This window comes from Burkholderia pulmonis (assembly GCF_984667975.1).
In genome coordinates this window covers 1,302,641-1,322,723 of the sequence record NZ_OZ480187.1, presented here as the reverse complement: position 1 = coordinate 1,322,723, position 20,083 = coordinate 1,302,641, and the positions used below count along the sequence as shown (strand labels likewise).

Genomic DNA, 20,083 nt, shown 5'->3' with positions numbered 1-20,083 from the left:
GCATGCATACCCGTGTCGCATGCCGACGACACACTGCGCACCGCGATGCGCGTGCATGACGGTCGGTTAGAATCGCGTGCAACCAAACAGAAAGCTTCCCTCCGAGGGCAATCGAGCGATGAAGCAGCACGACAAACACAACAAACAACCGAATCGACCCGGCCATGCCACCCGGCTGCTCTGGCGCATCGGCGCCGTCGCGGTGCTCGGCGGCGCCGCGGCGCTGTCGCTGCATGCGGGTGCGGCGCGCACGGTGAGCGTGTCGCCGCAAGGCACCGTCACCGAAGTCCGGCAGAGCGTCGTCAAGTTCGACGAACCGATGGTCGCGTTCGGCTCGGCCTCCGCACCGAATCCGGCACGCGTGACCTGTAACGACTCGACGGCCGCGCGCGGCCAGGGCCACTGGCTCGACGACAAGACCTGGGTTTACGATTTCGAAAACGACCTGCCGCCCGGCGTGCGCTGCTCGGTCGCGCTCAACGACACGCTGCGCTCGGTCGCCGGCAATGCGGCCAGCGGCCCGCGCCGCTTCACGTTCCAGACGGGCGGCCCGTTCCCGGTATCGGTGCGCCCCGGCTCGCGCGAGATCGAGGAACGGCAGGTTTTCGTGATGAAGCTGAACGGCCCGGCCGAGCCGCGCTCGGCGCTCGCGAACATCTGGTGCGAAGCGGCCGGCATCGGCAACCGCATTCCCGTCACGGCGGCCGACGACGATACGCGCAACGCCCTGCTCGATCATTTCGGGCTGAAGAAGGAAGCCGCGCGCGTGCTGACGCTGTCGTGCTCGCAGGCGCTGCCGGCCAGCGCGAAGATGCAGCTCGTGTACGGCAAGGGCGTCGCGAGCCCGAGCGGCATCGCGAACGAAACCGAACGCCGCTTCGACTTCACCGTGCGGGCGCCGTTCGCCGCGAGCTTCTCGTGCGAACGCGAGAACGCGAAGGCGCCCTGCACGCCGCTGCGCCCGCTCACGCTGTCGTTCAACGCGCCGATCTCGCGCAAGAACGCCGAAGCGATCAAGCTGCGCGGCCCCGACGGCACGTTGAACCCGACCTTCGCGGCCGACGACCACAGCGAGGAAGTGACGACCGTCACGTTCAACCCGCCGCTGCCCGCGCAGGCCGGCCTGACGATCGAGCTGCCGTCGGGCCTGCGCGACGTGACCGACCGCTCGCTGTCCAATGCCGACCTGTTCCCGCTGGCCACGCGCACCGCGCCGATGCCGCCGCTCGCGAAATTCTCGTCGGGCACGTTCGGGATCGTCGAGCGCTTTGCCGAACCCGATACGCCCGCACTCGTGCCCGTCACGCTGCGCAACGTCGAAGCCGACCTGCATATCGCGGGCCTCAACGCGGGCGGTGCGCAATTCGCGAACCTGAAGGTCGAGAACGACACGGCGATCCGCCAGTGGATGCGCACCGTCGACCGCTTCGACAACTGGTCGATGACGGCCGGCTCGATCGACAGCCAGATTCCCGGCCTGCTCGACCGCAAGGGGCAGCACCCGGTCTACGTGCCGCTCGAAGCCGGCGAAAAGCAGCCGGCCGCGAAGGACCGCCGCATCGACGTGCGCTCGCTGTCGCTGCTCAAGGGCGAGCCCGGCGCGCAGACGCTGACGCTGCCGAAGGCCGACCCGAAGACGCTGCGCCCGTTCGAGGTGGTCGGCGTGCCGATCGACAAGCCCGGTTTCTACGTGCTCGAACTCGCGTCGCCCGCGCTCGGCCGCTCGCTGCTCGCGAAGCCGTCGAGCATGTACGTGCGCACCACCGTGCTCGTCACGAACCTCGGCGTGCACCTGAAACAGGGCCGCGAGAACAACCTCGTATGGGTCACGACGCTCGACAAGGGCAAGCCGGTGCCGAACGCGCAGATCCGCGTGTCGGACTGCAACGGCGATGAAATCGCGTCCGGCAAGACCGATGCGCAGGGCCTGCTGAAGATCGACGGGCCGTTCGAGCCGAAGCGCGAATGCAGTTCGTCGGAGCAGCGCTTCGACGACTACTTCGTGTCGGCCCGCGTCGACGATCCGAAGACGGGCCCCGACATGGCGTTCGTCAGCTCGGGCTGGAACCGCGGGATCGAATCGTGGCGCTTCAACGTGCCGACCGATACCGACAGCGCGCCGACCGTGCGCGCCCACACGGTGTTCGACCGCACGCTGCTGCGCGCCGGCGAAACTGTGTCAATGAAGCATTTCATCCGCACCGAAACGCTGCAGAGCCTCGCGTTCCCGTCGCAATACCCGACGCGCGTGACGATCCGCCATCTCGGCACGGGCCAGACGTACAAGCTGCCGCTCACGTGGGCGGCCGACCACAGTGCGGACACGCAGTTCACGCTGCCGGCCGCCGCGAAGCTCGGCGAATACAGCGTCGAGCTCGAAGGCGGCCCCGAAGACGCGCCGACCGCCACCTACTACAGCGGCAGCTTCCGCGTCGAGGCGTTCCGCCTGCCGGTGCTGAAAGGCTCGATCGGCGCGCGCGACGCGCAGAAGAGCCCGCTCGTCGCCGTGAAGGAAGCGCCGCTTGCCGTGCAGATCGACTACGTGTCGGGCGGCGGCGCATCGAACCTGCCGGTGCAGGTGTCGGCGCTGATGAAGTGGGCATCGCCGCCGTTCGCGGATCGCTTCGAGGACTTCAGCTTCACGCCGTATCGCCCCGATACGAGCGACGGCAATGCCGACGACGACTCGCAGGACGGCGACAACACGTCGTCGTCGAACAACGACCCCGACGCGACCAAGCTGATCGCCGACAAGCTGCCGCTGACGCTCGACCGCAACGGCGCGGGCTCGGTCACGCTCAAGGGCCTGCCCGACGTCGACGCGCCGAAGCGCATCGCGCTCGAAGCGACGTTCGCGGACCCGAACGGTGAAGTGCAGACGATCCGCGGCGACACGATCCTGTGGCCGGCCGCGGTGGTGGCCGGCATCAAGGCCGGCCGCTGGGTGTCGGTCGGCCAGCGCGTGCCGGTGCAGGCGCTCGCGGTCGACCTGCAGGGCAAGCCGCGTGCTTCCGTGTCGATCGAGATCAAGGGTGTCGCGCACATCACGACGTCGTCGCGCAAGCGGATGGTCGGCGGCTTCTATGCATACGACAACAAGAGCGACACGCGCGACCTCGGCGTGCTGTGCTCGGGCAAGACCGACGACAAGGGCCGCATGGCCTGCGACGCGACGCTCGAACAGGCCGGCAACGTGCAGCTGATCGCGGTCGCGAAGGACGGCGACGGCCGCACGTCGAATGCGTCGACGTCGGTGTGGGTCACGCGTGAAGACGAACTCTGGTTCGGCGGCGACAACACCGACCGGATCGACGTGATTCCGGAGAAGACGTCGTACGAGCCGGGCGAAACGGCCCGCTTCCAGGTTCGGATGCCGTTCCGCTACGCGACCGCGCTCGTCGCGGTCGAGCGCGGCGGCGTGATGGAAACGCACATCGTCGAGCTGAACGGCAAGAACCCGACCGTCGACCTGAAGGTCGGCGAATCGTGGGGGCCGAACGTCTACGTGTCGGTGCTCGCGCTGCGCGGCCGGATTCGCGAGGTGCCGTGGTACTCGTTCTTCACGTGGGGCTGGAAGGCGCCGGTCGAATGGGCGCGCGCGTTCTGGCGCGAAGGCCGCCACTATGAGGCGCCGACCGCATTCGTCGACCTGTCGAAACCCGCGTTCCGCTATGGCCTCGGCGAAATCAAGGTCGGCACGGGCGTCCACCGTCTCGGCGTGACCGTGACGACCGACGCGACCCGCTACACGGTGCGCAGCAAGGCGCAGGCCCATGTGAAGGTCACGCTGCCGAACGGCCAGCCCGCACCGGCCGGCACGCAGATCGCGGTCGCGGCCGTCGACGAGGCGCTGCTCGAACTGATGCCGAACAACAGCTGGGACCTGCTCGACGCGATGCTGCGCCGGCGCGCGTACGGCGTCGAAACGGCCACCGCGCAGATGGAAATCGTCGGCCGCCGCCACTTCGGCCGCAAGGCCGTGCCCGCCGGCGGCGGGGGCGGCAGCGCGCCGACGCGCGAGCTGTTCGACACGCTGCTGCTGTGGAATCCGCGCGTGACGCTAGACGCGAACGGCAGTGCGACCGTCGAAGTCCCGCTGAACGATGCGCTCACGCGCTTCCGGATCGTCGCAATTGCGGCGGTCGGCCCCGACCGTTTCGGCACCGGCAGCACGTCGATCCGCAGCACGCAGGATCTGCAGCTGATCTCCGGCCTGCCGCCGCTCGTGCGCGAAGGCGATGCGTTCCGCGCGCAGGTCACGCTGCGCAACACGACCGACCGCGCGATGCAAGTCGTCGTGACGCCGCGCGTGACGGGCCTCGACGTCGCGCCGCAAACCGTGTCGCTGGCCGCCAATGCGGCGACCGAGGTCGCGTGGACGATCACCGTGCCCGAGCAGGCGCTCGACGCGGCCGGCGCGCTGAACTGGCGCATCGAAGCGGCCGAACAAGGCGGCAAACGTGCGTCCGACGCACTGGCGGTCGCGCAGAAGGTCGTGCCTGCGCTGCCGGTCACGGTGCAGCAGGCGACCCTCGCGCAGGTCGACGGCACGCTGACGGTGCCCGTGTCGGCGCCGGCCGGCGCCGTGAACAACGCGCAGGGTTCGCCGCGCGGCGGCATCGCGGTATCGCTGCAGTCGAAGCTCGCCGACGGCCTGCCCGGCGTGCGGCGCTGGTTCGAACGCTATCCGTACCGTTGCCTCGAACAGCAGACGTCGCGCGCGATCGGGCTGCACGATCCCGCGCAATGGCAGGCGCTGATCGCCCGCATGCCCGTCTACCTCGACAGCGACGGGCTCGCGAGCTACTTCCCGCCGTCGTCCGACGATTCGCACCAGGGCAGCCCGACGCTGTCGTCGTACCTGCTCGTGGTATCCGACGAAGCCAGCCGTCTCGACCCGCGCTTCGCGCTGCCGGAAGACCTGCGCACGCAGCTCGAAGCCGGGCTCGCGCGCTTCGTCGACGGCCGCCTCGAGCGCAACGCCTGGGCGCCGCGCCAGGACCGCGACCTGCGCAAGCTCGCCGCGATCGAGGCGCTGTCGCGCTTCGGCGCCGCGCAGGGCCGCATGCTCGGCTCGATCGAGATCGCGCCGAACCAGTGGCCGACGTCGGCGGTGATCGACTATCACGCGATCCTGACGCGCGTGAAGGACATCCCGCAGCGCGACGAGAAACGCGCACAGGTCGAACAGATCCTGCGCGCGCGCCTCACGTACCAGGGCACGCAGCTCGTGTTCTCGACCGCGCGCGACGACGATCTGTGGTGGCTGATGACCAGCAACGAGACCAACGCTGCCCGTCTCGCGCTGGAATTCGCGGGCGACCCGGCATGGAAGGACGAGATGCCGCGCGTGACGGCCGGCCTGCTCGCGCTGCAACGCCAGGGCGCGTGGCAGACGACGACGTCGAATGCGCTCGGCCTGCTGGCGGTCGAACGCTTCTCGCGTACCTACGAGAGCACGCCGGTCGCCGGCGCGACGAAGGTCGCACTCGGCGGCGACGAACGTTCGATCTCGTGGTCGCAAGCACCGGCGCCGGCCCCTGCCGATACGCCGGCGTCCGCCACGCCCGCCACCCGCGCCGCCGCGGCGCGCAGCGTGCTGCTGCCGTGGCCGCGTGCGTCGCAGGGGCCGGCCACGCTGTCCGTCACGCAGGACGGCACGGGCCGCCCATGGGCGACGGTCGAGAGCCTCGCGGCGGTGCCGCTGCGTTCGCCGTTCGCGGCCGGCTACCGGATCACGAAGACCGTCACGCCCGTGTCGCCGGCCGTCAAGGGCGTGCTGACGCGCGGCGACGTCGTGCGCGTGCATCTCGACATCGACGCGCAAAGCGACATGACGTGGGTCGCCGTCAACGATCCGATCCCGGCCGGCGCGACGATCCTCGGCTCGGGCCTCGGCCGCGATTCCGAAGCGGCGACGCAGGGCGAGAAGACGCCGGACGGCGCATGGCCGGCGTTCATCGAACGCGACTTCGACGGCTACCGCGCGTACTACGACTATCTGCCGAAGGGCAAATTCTCGGTCGAGTACACGGTGCGGCTGAACAACGTCGGCACGTTCGGGCTGCCGCCGACGCGTGTCGAAGCGCTGTATGCACCCTCCGTGTACGGCCTGTGGCCGAACCCGCCGATGACCGTGAAACCGGCCGACGCGGGCAAGTAACGAGACCTTGATGATCGATCTGGCCTTGCCGCGGCCGGCGCGTTTCGCCGGCCGCGTATTCGTCGCCGTCGTGCTGGCCGTGCCGCTCATCGCACATGCGCTGCCCGGCTACGACGACGTGCGCCGCAACTGGCGCAGTTCCGACTGGGTGCTGCTCGCGCGCGACGGCACGCCGCTGCAGCGCACGCGCGTCGACCTCACCGAACGGCGCGGCGACTGGGTGTCGCTCGCGGACGTGTCGCCCGCGTTCCGCGAGGCGATCGTCGTATCCGAGGACAAGCGCTTCTACGAACACAGCGGCGTCGACTGGCGCGGGATTGCAGGGGCGGCGTGGGGCAACCTGTGGAACGAGCGCACGCGCGGCGCATCGACCGTCACGATGCAGCTCGCCGGGCTGCTCAGCGATTCGCCGCGCCGCTCCGGCCAGCGCTCGCTGCCGCAGAAGGCCTCGCAGGCGGTGAACGCACTGCTGCTCGAACGCGGCTGGCGCAAGGACCAGATCCTCGAGGCGTACCTGAACCTCGTGCCGTTCCGTGGCGAAACGGTCGGGCTCGGCGCGTTGTCGCAGGTGCTGTTCGGCAAGGCGCCGTCGGGCCTCGATGCACGCGAAGCCGCGATCGCGGCCGCGCTCGTGCGTGCGCCCAACGCGGCGCCCGCGAAGATCGCCGAACGCGCGTGCCGGATCCTGCGCGACATGCATGCCGAGCCGGCGTGCGCATCGCTCGACGGCTACGTACAGCTCGTCCTCGCGCGCCCGGCCAGTGCGGTGCGCGACGACGGCGCCGCCCTCGCCCCGCACTTCGCGCGACGCATCGCGGCCGAGGTCAGGCCGGCGGCCGGCGCGCAGGTCCGCACGACGCTCGATGCACCGCTGCAGCGCTTCGCGCGCGACACGCTGATGCGCGCGCTGACCGAACTCAACGCCCCCGCGCACCGGCGCAACGTGCAGGACGGCGCGGTCGTCGTGATCGACAACGCGACCGGCGAGATTCGCGCGTGGGTCGGATCGTCGGGCGCGTTGTCGAGCGCGCGCGACGTCGATGCCGTGCTCGCGCCGCGCCAGGCCGGCTCGACGCTCAAGCCGTTCCTCTACGCGCAGGCGCTCGACGAAAGGCGGCTGACGGCCGCGTCATTGCTCGACGACGCGCCGATCAACCTCGCCGCCGGCGGCGGCCTGTACATTCCGCAGAACTACGACAAGGATTTCAAGGGCTGGGTGAGCGTGCGCAGCGCGCTCGGCGGCTCGCTGAACGTGCCGGCCGTGCGCACCCTCGTGCTCGTCACGCCGCACCGCTTCGCGCGCACGCTGACCGCGCTCGGCCTGCCGCTCACGCAGGAAGGCGACTACTACGGCTTCAGCCTCGCGCTCGGCAGCGCGGACGTCACGCTGCTGTCGCTGACCAACGCGTATCGCGCACTCGCGAACGGCGGCGTCGCACGCAAGGTCGTCGACCTGCCGGCCGCTGCACCGGCGCCGTCATCCGGCGCGTCGGCGCCCGTACGGGCGGACGCCGGCACGCGCGTGTTCAGCGAGGCGGCCACCTTCGTCGTCACCGACATCCTGTCCGACAACAACGCGCGCGTACGCACGTTCGGCTTCGACAACCCGCTCGCGACCCGCTTCTTCTCGGCCGTCAAGACCGGCACGAGCAAGGACATGCGCGACAACTGGACCGTCGGCTTCACGTCGCGCTATACGGTCGGCGTGTGGGTCGGCAATGCCGACGGTTCGCCGATGTGGGACGTGTCGGGCGTCACGGGCGCGTCGCCCGTGTGGTCGGCCGTCGTCGGCTACCTGCACCGCGACCTGCCGAGCCGTGCGCCGCGCGCACCGGCCGGCGTCGAGACGCGCCGCATTACGTTCGAACGCGACATCGAGCCGTCACGCAACGAGTGGTTCCTCGCCGGGACGGCGGTCGACGCAATCCGGCTCGCCGCGCCCGTCACGCCGGACAAGAACGGTGCGCGTGCGCCGCTGACGATCGGCGCGCCGACCGACGGCACGATCTTCGCGATCGATCCGGACATTCCGCCGAAGAACCAGCGGATCTGGTTCGAGCGTTCTGCCGGGCGCGCGACGAAATTCGCGTGGCGGCTCGACGACAAGGTGATCGGGCATGCCGACCGTATCGCGTGGCTGCCGTGGCCGGGCCGGCACCGGCTCGAACTCGTCGATGCGCGCGGCAACGTCGCCGATACGATCAGCTTCGAGGTACGCGGCGCGTTCGCGAAAACGGCCGCGCGCAAGCCCTGAGCGGGTAAGCCGGCCCGACTGGCCGGCCCGTCCGTCGTTTGAAGTTCATGTCGGCAACGCCGCGCCAGCGCGCTCGTGGGCGGCGCGTTCTCTTGACGTTTCAATCGTCCCGCAGCCCCCCATTGCGAAGGGGACTGAACGTTTCCGGTTGAGCCGGCAAACGGGCATGCAGCCCGCAGATCCGGAATCTAGAATGTGAACAGCGCCGCGTCCCCGGGCGCCTATCAGCTGCTTCCCTCTCCCGGAGACCAGCGACCATGAACATCCGCCCGATGCGCTTCACCCGCCCCGCGCTGGGCGTCTTATGCGTTGCAACGCTCGGCGCCCTCCAGGCGTGCAACGGCGATGCCTGCTTCGGCGTCGATGTCTGCTTCAACAACAACACGCAAACCGTCGCGCTGTCGGGCACGGCCGCGACAGGCGACGCGCTCGCCAGTGCGCAGGTGACGGTCAACTGTGCGGCAGGCTCGGCCACGACGCTGACGGACGGCGGCGGCAACTACGGTGTGACGCTCAATGCCACGCTGCCTTGCGCCATCACCGTGACGTCGGGCGGCACGAGCCTGCATTCGCTCGCCTACGCGGGCGGCACCTTCAATACGACGCCCGAGACCGAGTTGATGCTGGTCTATCTCGCGGCGCAGCTCGGCACGAACACGGCCGGATTGATCGGCAATTTCCAGGGCAGCCTGCGCTACCAGCAGGCGATGAACAGCCCGAACACCGTGCAGGCCGCGCAATCGGCCGTGGTGACGAACCTGCAGCAGCGCTACGCGGTCACGCTCGCGACGCCGGCATTCCTGACCACATCGTTCGTGGTCGGGCAACCGGGTGTCGACAGCGATCTCGTCGCGCTGGCCAAGGCAGGCGCGATCGACTCGAATGGAATGCCGGATCCGGCTGCCGTTTCGCTGTTGGCGCAGGCCGGCGCCGCGCATCCGCTGTAAGCCTCCCCGGGCGGGAAAGGAATCGGCCGTCAGGCGCCCGCTTCGCGCGCGTCGTCAGCCAGCAGCGCCCACCGTTCGTGGTCGCGCCATTCGCCGCCGATACGCAGATAACGCGGCGAGAATCCTTCTTTCGTGAAACCGAGCCGTCGAACCAGCGCGATCGACGCGTGGTTCGCGGGCTGGATGTTCGCCTCGAGCCGGTGCAGCCCGAGTTCGCCGAACGCGACGTCGATTGCCGCGCGCAGCGCATCCGTCATCAACCCCTTGCGGCTGAAATCCGCCATCCCGTAGTACCCGAGATAGGCGCTCTGAAACATGCCGCCGACGATCTCGTTGAGATTCACGACACCGACCACCGCCCCGGACGCCCGTTCGCGCGCGACGAGACCGACGCCCGGCCCCGTCAGGCAGCGATTGAACCATTGATCGAATCCCGCCTGGTCGACGAACGAATCGACCCACGGCAGATGGTGGCTCCGGCTCGCGCGATTGGCGGCGATCAGGTCGGCGGCATCGGATCGGACGACGCGGTTCAGCAGGATCCGGCTCATGAGGCGATCGACAGGCGCCGCTTACGCGGCCTCCCCGCTCCCGCACACGACGGGCGCGGCCTGCTGCTGCGACAGGTACCGCAACAGCTTCGTCACCATCCACACGACGATGAACGACAGCGCGACGAAGAACATCGCGAGCGGCGTCAGCACGTGAATCGACACAAAGCCGGCCAGCCCCATCATCGCGGACGACACGAGCAGCAGCGCGCAGCCGAGGATCGCGCTCGTCAGGCCGGCGATATGCGGAAACAGCGAATTGCCCTTGGCCATCAGCGTCGGATACATCGCGCCCGCGCAGAAACCCATCACGAGCACCGGCGTGGCGAGCGTCCACACGCGCAAGCCGACGGTCAGCGCCAGCACCAGCATCGCGACCGATGCGCCGGCCATCACGCGTGCGCCGATGCGCAGCCGCTGCTCGGCGCTCGGCAGCCCGCGGCCGTGAATCCGGTTCGACAGCCCGCCGAGGAAATACATGAGGCCGATCCCGAGCGCGAGATAGCCGAAGAAGGTCGGCGGCTTGTGCAGCGTGGTCTGCACCATGAACGGCCCGACGATGTTGAACACCAGCAGGATGCTGTAGCACAGGCCCTGTGCGAGGAAACAGCTCTGGAATACCGGGCTCGCGAGCACCTTGCCCGCGTTCGTCATCAGCGTGCGCGGCTCGAGATGCACGGGTTTCGGCAAGGTTTCGCGGTAGTGCCACAGCAGCGCCCACATCACCAGCGAGTAGACGAGCAGGAACACGAGGCACGCGCGCCAGCCGAACCATTCCTGCAGGTGCGCGCCGATCACCGGCGCGATGATCGGCGCCAGCCCCCACGCGATCGACATGTACGTGAACGCGTGCATCAGCGCCTGCCCCGAGAACGAATCGGTGATGATCGCCTTCGCGAGCAGGTTGGTGGTCGCGATCCCGAAGCCCTGCAGGCAGCGCGCCAGCACGAACGTCTCCAGGTTCGGCGCACTGAGCGACAGCAGGCAGCCGATCGTGTAGATCACGAGCCCGAACGCGAGCACGCGCTTGCGACCGTATGCATCGGCGATCGGCCCGAAGATCAGCTGGCCGAGCGCGTAGGCCGCCATGTAGCCGGACACGCTCGACTGGATCGCCTGCGGCGTGGTCGCGAACGACCGTGCCATATCGGGCAGCGCAGGTACGTAGATGTCGATCGCGAGCTGGCCGGCGGACGAAAACAGGCAGATCAGGAACAGCAGGAAGCGCGGCGAGTTCGACTCGCGTGCGGGAGTGGGCGTGGCGTTCATGACGACTGGGAAGGCTCTCGGGCAGCAGTGCCGCGCCGTCAATGTTCGATTGACGAACATGCGGGCGGTCGTGGCGAATCCCGTATTGTGCCTGTTGTTGCATCGGGCCACAGGATTCCCCTGGCGCAGGCGAGGTTGAATGCCGATTGCGGCACACCCTGAAAGGCGCTGGCCGGGGCGTATCCGTCGTCGCGGCGGCCCGGCTCCACGCGAGCCGGACATCGATGCCTGACGCGTTGCGCGTCATTCGCCCTTCCCGCCCTTCACACCTTTTCCGCCCGAACCGCCGGCACGCGCCGGCGGTGCTTCATTGCGACGGCCGGATCAATACTGCGCCTGGTCCGTCGGATTCCTGAACAGCTGCTTCATCTCCGCCGACAACGGATAGTCGAGGCTCACGCCCTTCGGCGGAATCGGCTGCGTGAACCACTGGTTGTAGAGCTTCTCGGCCGCGCCCGATGTCTGCATCTTCGCGATCACGCCGTCGACGACATGCTTGAACGCCGGATCGTCCCTGCGCATCATGCACGCGTAGTTTTCATGGACGAGCGGCGTGCCCGTCACCGTGTACGCGCCCGGGTTGCGGTCCTTCGCGATCTCGCCGTACAGCAGCGGCTCGTCCATCACGAACGCCACCGCGCGCCCTGTCGTGACGTTCATGAACGCTTCGGCGTGATCCTTCGCGCTGATGATCGTCATGTTCATCCCTTTCTCCTCGTTGAGCTTGCGCAGCAGCCGCTCGTCCGACGTGCCGGCCGTCGTCGCGACCGTCTTGCCGGCCAGGTCCGCGAAGTCCTTCACGCCCGAATCCTTGCGCGTGCTGAAACGGATGCCATAGAGAAAGATGCTGTTCGAGAACGCGGCCTGCTTCTGCCGTTCGAGCGTGTTCGTCGTCGATCCGCATTCGAAATCGATCGTCCCGTTCTGCAGCAGCGGAATCCGGTTCTGCGACGTGATCGGAATTTCCTTCACCGCGAGGCTCGGCAGGCTCAGATCCGTCTTCAGCTGGTCGATGATGCGCGACGCGATGTCCCGCGAGTAGCCGATGTTCTTCTGCTGGTTGTCCGAATACGAGAACGGCACCGACGACTCGCGAATGCCCAGCGACACAACGCCCGTGTCCTTGATCTTCTTCAGCGTGCCGGTGAGAGCCTGCGCATGCGCGGCGCCCGCCAGCGCGCAGGACAGCGCGACGGCCAGCCAACGGTAGCGGCGATCCATGCTTTTCTCCTGACGAAAGGTTGATCGAACCGCGATCGTACGCCCGACAATATTCGCGTCACATCAGGGGAAGCGTAAACAACCTTCCAGCGCGACCGGCGCCTGAAAGATGTTTTCCGTGCCGCGCAAACCGGCCCCCGCGCCAGCTTTCTCCCGACCGGGCCGCGCACGGACTCGACCCCACCTCCTGTGCCGGTCGTTCCAAACACGCGTTCATGTTGCGACGCATCAACGTAATCGTTTGCGCGCCCCCCTGTTTTTCTCGCGAAACCGGCTCAAGAAGCCGCCGTGCGCGCCGTTACCCAGAGCATGGCGCGTCGCAGCAACCTGCTGCAACCGTCAGACAAAAACGACAAGGTCCGGGTCAGCCGGACCAGCGCCACCGCCGGCACGACGGTTATCTACGAGGATCAGTTTCAACATGAGAACCAAACGTTTCAATTTCGCGCTGGCGCGCTCCGCACATGCGCGCATGCTCGCCGGCATGCTGTCCGCCGCCGCCCTCCTGCCCCTCGCCGGCTGCGGCGGAGGCGGTGGCGGCGACGGCAGCAACCCGTCCTCCTCCAACGCGGCCCCCGCCCCGGCGCCCGCGCCCACTCCGACGACTCCGCCCGCCTCGACCAACAGCAATGCGTGCGCGACGCAGCAGGCCGCCGTGCAGATGGCTGCACAGGCCGCGCCGGTCGAGCCGCCGGTCGATCACATCATCGTCAAGCTGAAAACGCTGACGGCCACGCGTGCGATGGCCGCGATCGACAACGGTACGCGCCTCGACGCGGTGATCCAGCGCTCGATGACGCGCTGGACGGCACCGGTCGCCGGCAGTGCGCGAGCCTATGCAAGCACGGTGGCGCAAGCGCCGGTGAACGTGCAGGTCGAACGGACGATCTCGACCGGCGCGGCCGTGCTGTCGCTCGGCCAGCGCATGGCCGCCACCGACGCCGCCGCACTCGCGCAGGCCTTCGCGGCCGACAGCGACGTCGATTACGCGGAACCGGATCACCCGATGCAGATCCGCGACACGCCGAGCGACCCGCTCTACAGCCAGCAGTGGTACCTGTCCGACCCGACCGCCGGCATCGACATGCCGCCCGCGTGGAACGTGACCAAGGGTTCGCCGACCGTCGTCACGGCCGTGCTCGACACCGGCTACCGGCCGCACGCCGACCTCGTCGGCAACCTGCTGCCCGGCTACAGCTTCATCAGCAACGTCAACACCAGCAACAACGGCCTGACGCGCGGCCCTGACGCGACCGATCCGGGCGACTGGGTCACGCAGCAGGAACTGAGCAACGCCAGCGGCCCGTACTATCAATGCGAGAGCCAGCCGAGCGACAGCAGCTGGCACGGCACGCGCGTGATGGGCGTGATCGGCGCGACCGCCAACAACGGCACCGGCATCGCCGGCGTGTCGTGGCTCGGCCGAATCCTGCCGGTGCGCGTGCTCGGCAAGTGCGGCGGCGTGACGAGCGACATCGCCGACGGGATGCGCTGGGCAGCCGGCATCCCCGTGAACGGCGTACCGACGAACCCGACGCCGGCGAAGGTCATCAACCTGAGCCTAGGTGGCGTCGGCGCATGCAGCACGACGTTCCAGCAGGCGATCGACGACGTGACCGCGAAGGGCGTGACCGTGGTCGTCGCGGCCGGCAACGACGGCCTGTCGACCGGGCTCGACCAGCCCGCGAACTGCCGCGGCGTGATCAGCGTCGGCGCAACCGACGCGACGGGCCGCCGCGCATCGTTCAGCAACTTCGGCGCCGATGTCGCGCTGAGCGCGCCGGGCGTCAACATCCTGTCGACGTCGAACACCGGCACGACGACGCCGGGCTCGGACACCTACGGCCTCGCGAACGGCACCAGCCTCGCGACGCCGCAAGTGACGGGTGTCGCCGCGCTGATGCTGTCGGTGAACGGCAACCTCACGCCCGCGCAGATCCAGCAGAAGCTGCAAGGCGGCACACGTACCGCGAAGTTCGCGGCCGGGACGTCGTGCACCGCGATGCCGGCAGGCTCGGGCATCCTCGACGCGGGTGCCGCGGTGGCATCGGCCAACTGAGTCGACGGTACGCTGCGTCGACACGGCCGCGCGCATGCCGACATGGCATGCGCGCGGCCGTTTCTGCGTTTGCGCTGCGGCGCTTCGGCGCGCGCTCGCCGACCCGATTACGTTTCTCGAAATAACGCCTGACAAAAGGGTTGACGCTTCGCACAGCGAGCCATTACCATCCCTCCCGTCTAATTACATGGAGTGTTCTGTGAACACCGATGCGAGTTGTAGTTGGTGCTTGACCAACTTGACTGCTGCCTGAGGAAAACGCGCAGAGCCTCGTCTTCTGCCGCATCCCGGGAAGCAGGATGCGGCGTCTTTCCGGCCTGATCACGGGCCAGATCTCCCGCCGAATTTTCGATGTTGTCGAATGCACGCGACGCGCCGTCGCGCGTGTGCGTTCGTGTTGCGCGCGGCGCCAGCCGCGTGCGCCCTCCGTTCGCGTGCCGTCCGGCCGCGCGCCATGCTGCGCGCGTCGCTGCCGATCGCCCGTGCCGACTATCCGCAACCGAAAGGAGTGCTAATGAACTCAGACGACAGTAGTCGATTACCGCTCGCCGGTGCGACGCTGCGCATCGACACGCCGACCGCATCATGCGCGCCGGCGAGCGTTCCCGCCTTTCCCGATCCACAGCCGATCGCGCCTGACGCGACGCGGCGGGGAGCGCTCGTGCGTCGATAACGTCACGGTCGCTCCCCGCCCGCCGCCTCGTGCGCAAGGAGCGACTCATGACAACACGACACAACACATCGCAGAAGAAACAGCGCGGCTTCATCAAGGCCGGCGCCGGCCAGCAGAACGCACCGCGCATCATGCGCGCCGCGCAGGAAGCGGCCCGCCCGCTCGAGGACACGCTGAAGTCGCTGCACACCAGCACCCGCGGCCTCACCTACGACCAGGCCGCCGACCGCCTGCAGCACTACGGCCCGAACGAAATCGCGCACGACAAGCCGCCGCACTGGACCCGCCAGCTGCTGCTCTCGTTCCACAATCCCTTCGTCTACGTTCTGCTGGTGCTGGCCGCCATCAGCTTCTTCACCGACGTCTACTTCGCGGCGCCCGACGATCGCGACTACGTCGGCATGACGATCCTGCTGACCATGGTCACGATCAGCGCGCTGCTGCGCTTCGTGCAGGAGTTCCGCTCGCTGCGCGCCGCCGAGAAGCTCAAGGCGATGGTCCGCACGACGGCCACCGTGCAGCGTTCGGTGACCGACACGTCCGAGCCGACGCGCCGCGAAGTGCCGATGCGCGAAGTCGTGACCGGCGACATCGTGCACCTGGCGGCCGGCGACATGATCCCCGCCGACGTGCGCCTGCTCGCATCGCGCGACCTGTTCATCAGCCAGGCCGTGCTGACCGGCGAGGCGCTGCCCGTCGAGAAGTACGACACGCTCGGCGCGGTGGCCGGCAAATCCGCGAACACGCGCGCGGCCGGCGCGGCGAACGACGCGTCGACGTCGCTGCTCGATCTCGAGAACGTGTGCTTCATGGGCACCAACGTCGTCAGCGGCACCGCGACGGCCGTCGTCGTCGCGACCGGCGAGGACACGTACTTCGGGTCGCTCGCGCGCAACGTCGTGAGCCACAAGCGCATCGAGACGAGCTTCGACCGCGGCGTCGCGAGCGTGAGCTGGCTGCTGATCAAGTTCATGTTCGTGATGGTGCCGATCGTGTTCATGATCAACGGGCTGACCAAGGGCGACTGGCTGAGCGCGCTCACGTTCGCCCTCGCGGTGGCCGTCGGCCTGACGCCCGAGATGCTGCCGATGATCGTCAGCGCGAACCTCGCACGCGGCGCGGTCGCGATGGCGCGTCGCAAGGTGGTCGTCAAGCGGCTGAACTCGGTGCAGAACTTCGGCGCGATGGACGTGCTGTGTACCGACAAGACCGGCACGCTCACGCAGGACAAGATCATCCTCGAACACCACCTCGACCTGTCCGGTCACAAGAACGAGGAAATCCTGCGGCTCGGCTGGCTGAACAGCTTCCATCAAAGCGGCCAGAAGAACCTGATCGACATCGCGGTCGTCGCGCGCGCCGACGAAATCGGCGAACGCGTGAAGCCGCACGGCTACAAGAAAATCGACGAACTGCCGTTCGATTTCGTGCGACGCCGCCTGTCGGTCGTCGTCGAGGACAAGCACGGCACGCACCTGCTGATCTGCAAGGGTGCGGTCGAGGAGATGCTGGCCGTCTCCACGCACGTGCAGGATGAAGACGGCGTGCGCCCGCTCGACTTCGTCGCGCGCAAGCGGCTGCTCGAACAGGCGACCGCGTACAACGAGGACGGCTTCCGCGTGCTCGTGGTCGCGACACGCACGATTGCGCGCGGCGACGAACGTGCGCAGTACCGCACCGCCGACGAACACGACCTCGTCGTGCGCGGCTTCCTGACCTTCCTCGATCCGCCGAAGGAATCGGCTGCGCCGGCACTCGCCGCGCTGCGCGAGAACGGCGTCGCGGTGAAGGTGCTGACGGGCGACAACCCGACCGTCACGATGAAGGTGTGCCGCCAGGTCGGCCTCGAACCCGGCAAGCCGATGCTCGGCACGGAAATCGAAGCGCTCGACGACGAAACGCTCGCCAAGGTCGTCGAACGCACGACCGTGTTCGCCAAGCTCACGCCGCTGCAGAAGGCGCGCATCGTCAAGGCGCTGCAGGCAAACGGCCACACGGTCGGCTTCCTCGGCGACGGCATCAACGATGCCCCTGCGCTGCGCGACGCCGACGTCGGCATCTCGGTCGACAGCGGCGCCGACATCGCGAAGGAAACCGCGGACATCATCCTGCTCGAAAAGAGCCTGATGGTGCTCGAGGAAGGCGTGATCAAGGGCCGCGAGACGTTCGGCAACATCCTGAAGTACCTGAACATGACCGCCAGCTCCAACTTCGGCAACGTGTTCTCGGTGCTCGTCGCCAGCGCGTTCCTGCCGTGGGAGCCGATGCTCGCGACCCAGCTGCTCGTGCTGAACCTGATCTACGACACGTCGCAGATGCTGCTGCCGTGGGACAAGATGGATCCCGAGTTCCTGAAGAAGCCGCGCAAGTGGGAAGCCGGCAACATCAGCCGCTTCATGCTGTGGGTCGGGCCCACGTCGTCGGTGTTCGACATCACGACGTACATCCTGATGTGGACCGTGTTCGGCGCAGGCGCGCTGTTTCACCTGAACGGCGGCACCGGCGGCCAGATCGTGATGAACTCGGGCTGGTTCATCGAGAGCCTTGTATCGCAGACGCTCGTCGTGCACCTGCTGCGCACGCAGAAGATCCCGTTCCTGCAGAGCACGGCATCGCTGCCGGTGTTGCTGTCGACCTTCACCGCGATCGCGATCGGCTGCTGGCTGCCGTTCTCGCCGTTCGCGGACGCAATCGGCTTCATGCACCTGCCGGGCACCTACTGGCTTTGGCTCGCCGCGACGATGGTCGGCTACATCCTGCTCGCACAGATCGTCAAGACGATCTACGTGCGCCGCTACAAGCAGTGGTTCTGATTCCGTACTGATTCCGTTCCGACTTCGTCCGGATCACGACGTACCGGCCCGCATCACGCGTGCGGGCCGGTACGCTCACGACGCTCCACGGGAAATCCGATGAAAAGAATCCTTCCGCTCGCCGCCGCGAGCGCACTCTTCGCGCCGTTCGACGCGTACGCCGCCCATCCGCTCGTCAGCGACGACACGGGCACGCAGGGCAACGCGAACTGGCAGGTCGAGTTCAACGGCGAGGAAACCGCGAAACAGGAAGACAGCGGCCGCCACCAGTTGTGGAATGCGACGCTCACGCGCGGGTTCGGCGAACACGTCGACCTGTACGTAAACGCGCCGTACACGCATCTGCAGACGCGGACCGACGAGAACGGCGCCGGCATCGGCGACGTCGAGATCGGCATGAAATGGCGGTTCGTCGAACGCGGGCCGCTGTCGCTCGCGCTGAAACCGAAAGTGACGATGCCGACCGGCAACGGCGGCCGCGGGCTCGGCACGGGCCGCGTCGGCACCGGCGCGACGCTGCTCGCGCAGGCCGACGTCGCGCGCTTCTCGCTGCTCGCCAACGCGGGCTTCACCTACCAGCCGAATCGCCAGGACGACCTGACGTCGATCTGGGCCATATCGGGTGCGGTGATCTACAAGGCGACCGACCGGCTGCAGCTCGTGGTCGACGTCGGGACGTCGCGCAACCCGGAAAGCACCGCAGGCGCCAATCCGGCGTTCGTGCTCGCGGGCGCGATCTATTCGCCGACACGCTGGCTCGATCTCGACGTCGGCTACCGCCGCGGGCTGAACGACCAGACCTACCGTCACTCGGTGATGGGTGGCGTGACCGCTCGCTGGTAATCGACGGGCCGCATCCGCGGCCCGTTTTTCATTCATCGCGCGTCGTTCGCACCGAACAGTTGCGCGCACACCGCACGCCCTTCATCGGTCAACGCGGCACTGCCGGTGCCGTCTTCATTCAGCGTCGTTGCACTCAGCCCTGCCGCGTCGAGCTGCGTCAGCACGCGGCGCAGCGTGCTCATCGGCAGTTGCGTGCGCTTCGCGATCTTCGGCAGCGACCACGTCTTGCCGGCCGGATCGTTCGCGGCCTCGTTCAGCGTCGCGAGCGTCGCAACGAGTGCGGGGTCGAGCGGGGAATCGTCGGATTCGGAAGTCATCGGTTCGGGTTCGTCGGCCGGCGCCGGGCCAGCCCTCATTCGGGGAAGGGAATCGCAAACACTATACGCCGCGTCACGCACCCTTGAGCGCGGTGCGCATGAACGACACGAAACGCGTGGTGACGGGATCGTCGCGATCCGACAGCCATGCGAGCCCCACACGCCACTTCGCGTCCCGGCCGTCGAGCGGTATCACCGTCGCATCGCGCAGCAGATACCGCGCGCTCGACGGAATGAACGCGACGCCGACGCCGGCCGCGACCGACGTCAACACCGACTGCACGTCCTCCGCCTGCTGCATCACGTGCGGCACGAAACGGCGCTCGACGCACCACCGGTCGATCTGTGCGGCGAGCCCCGGGCCGCGCGCCCGCTGTAGCGCGATGAAGCCGATCTCGTTGAGCACGTCGAGGTCGGCCGGCACGCGCTTGAAGTCGAGATGCGGCGGCACCGCGAGCGCGAGCGCTTCGTCGGTCACCTTGAACGACGACAATCCTTCGTCGGAAGGCAGGCGCAGGAAGCCCGCGTCGAGCTTGCCCGCGCGCAGCCGGCGCGTCTGCTCGGACGACGACAGGTCGCTCAGCGTGACCGCGATGCCCGGATTGCGGCGCCGAAACTCGGCGATGAGCTTCGGCACCAGCGTCAGCACGGACAGGCAGATGCCGAGCCGCAAATGGCCGCGCTGCCCGCTGGTCGCCTCCCGCGCACGTGCAAGCATCTCGTCGGCATCGCGCACGAGCGTCTGCGCGTCGGGCAGGAAGCGTTCGCCGAACGGCGTCAGCTCCGCGCCGTGCCGGCCGCGCTCGAACAGCTTGCCGCCGAGGCTCGCCTCGAGCGCGCCGATCTGCTTGCTCAATGCCGGCTGGCTCATGTGCAGTGCATCGGCCGCGCGGCTGAAATGGCACAGCTCGGTGACCGTCAGGAATGTGCGCAGCAGCTTGAGTTCCATTCTTTAAAGGAATTGTATCGATTG

The 20,083-nt window shown here is 68.1% G+C and carries 11 protein-coding genes; 6 read left to right on the top strand and 5 right to left on the bottom strand.

Features of this window, described 5'->3' with window-relative positions; translation table 11 throughout:
• Positions 1-118: 118 nt before the first annotated feature.
• The 3 genes from AC5LXK_RS22650 to AC5LXK_RS22640 all read left to right on the top strand — a co-directional run bounded on the left by AC5LXK_RS22650 (position 119) and on the right by AC5LXK_RS22640 (position 9,364).
• Complete coding sequence (locus AC5LXK_RS22650; protein ID WP_493393715.1) at positions 119-6,163, top strand: alpha-2-macroglobulin family protein; 6,045 nt, start codon at positions 119-121, stop codon at positions 6,161-6,163.
• Between the two features lie 10 nt (positions 6,164-6,173).
• On the top strand, positions 6,174-8,417 hold the full coding sequence (gene pbpC / locus AC5LXK_RS22645; protein WP_493393714.1) for a penicillin-binding protein 1C: 2,244 nt from the start codon (positions 6,174-6,176) through the stop codon (positions 8,415-8,417).
• 257 nt (positions 8,418-8,674) lie between these two features.
• On the top strand, positions 8,675-9,364 hold the full coding sequence (locus AC5LXK_RS22640) for a hypothetical protein (protein ID WP_493393713.1): 690 nt from the start codon (positions 8,675-8,677) through the stop codon (positions 9,362-9,364).
• 29 nt (positions 9,365-9,393) lie between these two features.
• On the opposite strand, the gene AC5LXK_RS22635 is transcribed toward AC5LXK_RS22640, so the two are convergent.
• The 3 genes from AC5LXK_RS22635 to AC5LXK_RS22625 form a co-directional block, all read right to left on the bottom strand.
• Complete coding sequence (locus AC5LXK_RS22635) at positions 9,394-9,915, bottom strand: GNAT family N-acetyltransferase (RefSeq protein ID WP_493393712.1); 522 nt, start codon at positions 9,913-9,915, stop codon at positions 9,394-9,396.
• Between the two features lie 21 nt (positions 9,916-9,936).
• A complete protein-coding gene (locus AC5LXK_RS22630; protein WP_493393711.1) occupies positions 9,937-11,184 on the bottom strand; it encodes a multidrug effflux MFS transporter in 1,248 nt (415 codons plus the stop codon).
• A gap of 324 nt (positions 11,185-11,508) precedes the next feature.
• The gene (locus AC5LXK_RS22625) at positions 11,509-12,405 is read right to left on the bottom strand and encodes a glutamate/aspartate ABC transporter substrate-binding protein (protein ID WP_493393710.1); all 897 of its coding nucleotides are present in this window, start codon (positions 12,403-12,405) and stop codon (positions 11,509-11,511) included.
• A 421-nt stretch (positions 12,406-12,826) separates the two neighbouring features.
• On the opposite strand from AC5LXK_RS22625, the gene AC5LXK_RS22620 reads away from it, so the two are divergent.
• The 3 genes from AC5LXK_RS22620 to AC5LXK_RS22610 all read left to right on the top strand — a co-directional run bounded on the left by AC5LXK_RS22620 (position 12,827) and on the right by AC5LXK_RS22610 (position 18,793).
• Complete coding sequence (locus tag AC5LXK_RS22620; protein ID WP_493393709.1) at positions 12,827-14,464, top strand: S8 family peptidase; 1,638 nt, start codon at positions 12,827-12,829, stop codon at positions 14,462-14,464.
• A gap of 720 nt (positions 14,465-15,184) precedes the next feature.
• Complete coding sequence (gene mgtA / locus AC5LXK_RS22615; protein ID WP_493393708.1) at positions 15,185-17,950, top strand: magnesium-translocating P-type ATPase; 2,766 nt, start codon at positions 15,185-15,187, stop codon at positions 17,948-17,950.
• 99 nt (positions 17,951-18,049) lie between these two features.
• Positions 18,050-18,793 (top strand): transporter, encoded by a 744-nt coding sequence (locus AC5LXK_RS22610; RefSeq protein ID WP_493393707.1) that lies wholly within the window; start codon positions 18,050-18,052, stop codon positions 18,791-18,793.
• Positions 18,794-18,825: 32 nt separating this feature from the next.
• On the opposite strand, the gene AC5LXK_RS22605 is transcribed toward AC5LXK_RS22610, so the two are convergent.
• Positions 18,826-19,110, bottom strand: coding sequence for a transcriptional regulator (locus AC5LXK_RS22605; RefSeq protein ID WP_493393706.1), 285 nt, complete (start codon positions 19,108-19,110; stop codon positions 18,826-18,828).
• A gap of 73 nt (positions 19,111-19,183) precedes the next feature.
• The gene (locus AC5LXK_RS22600; protein ID WP_493393705.1) at positions 19,184-20,059 is read right to left on the bottom strand and encodes a LysR family transcriptional regulator; all 876 of its coding nucleotides are present in this window, start codon (positions 20,057-20,059) and stop codon (positions 19,184-19,186) included.
• Positions 20,060-20,083 lie beyond the last annotated feature (24 nt).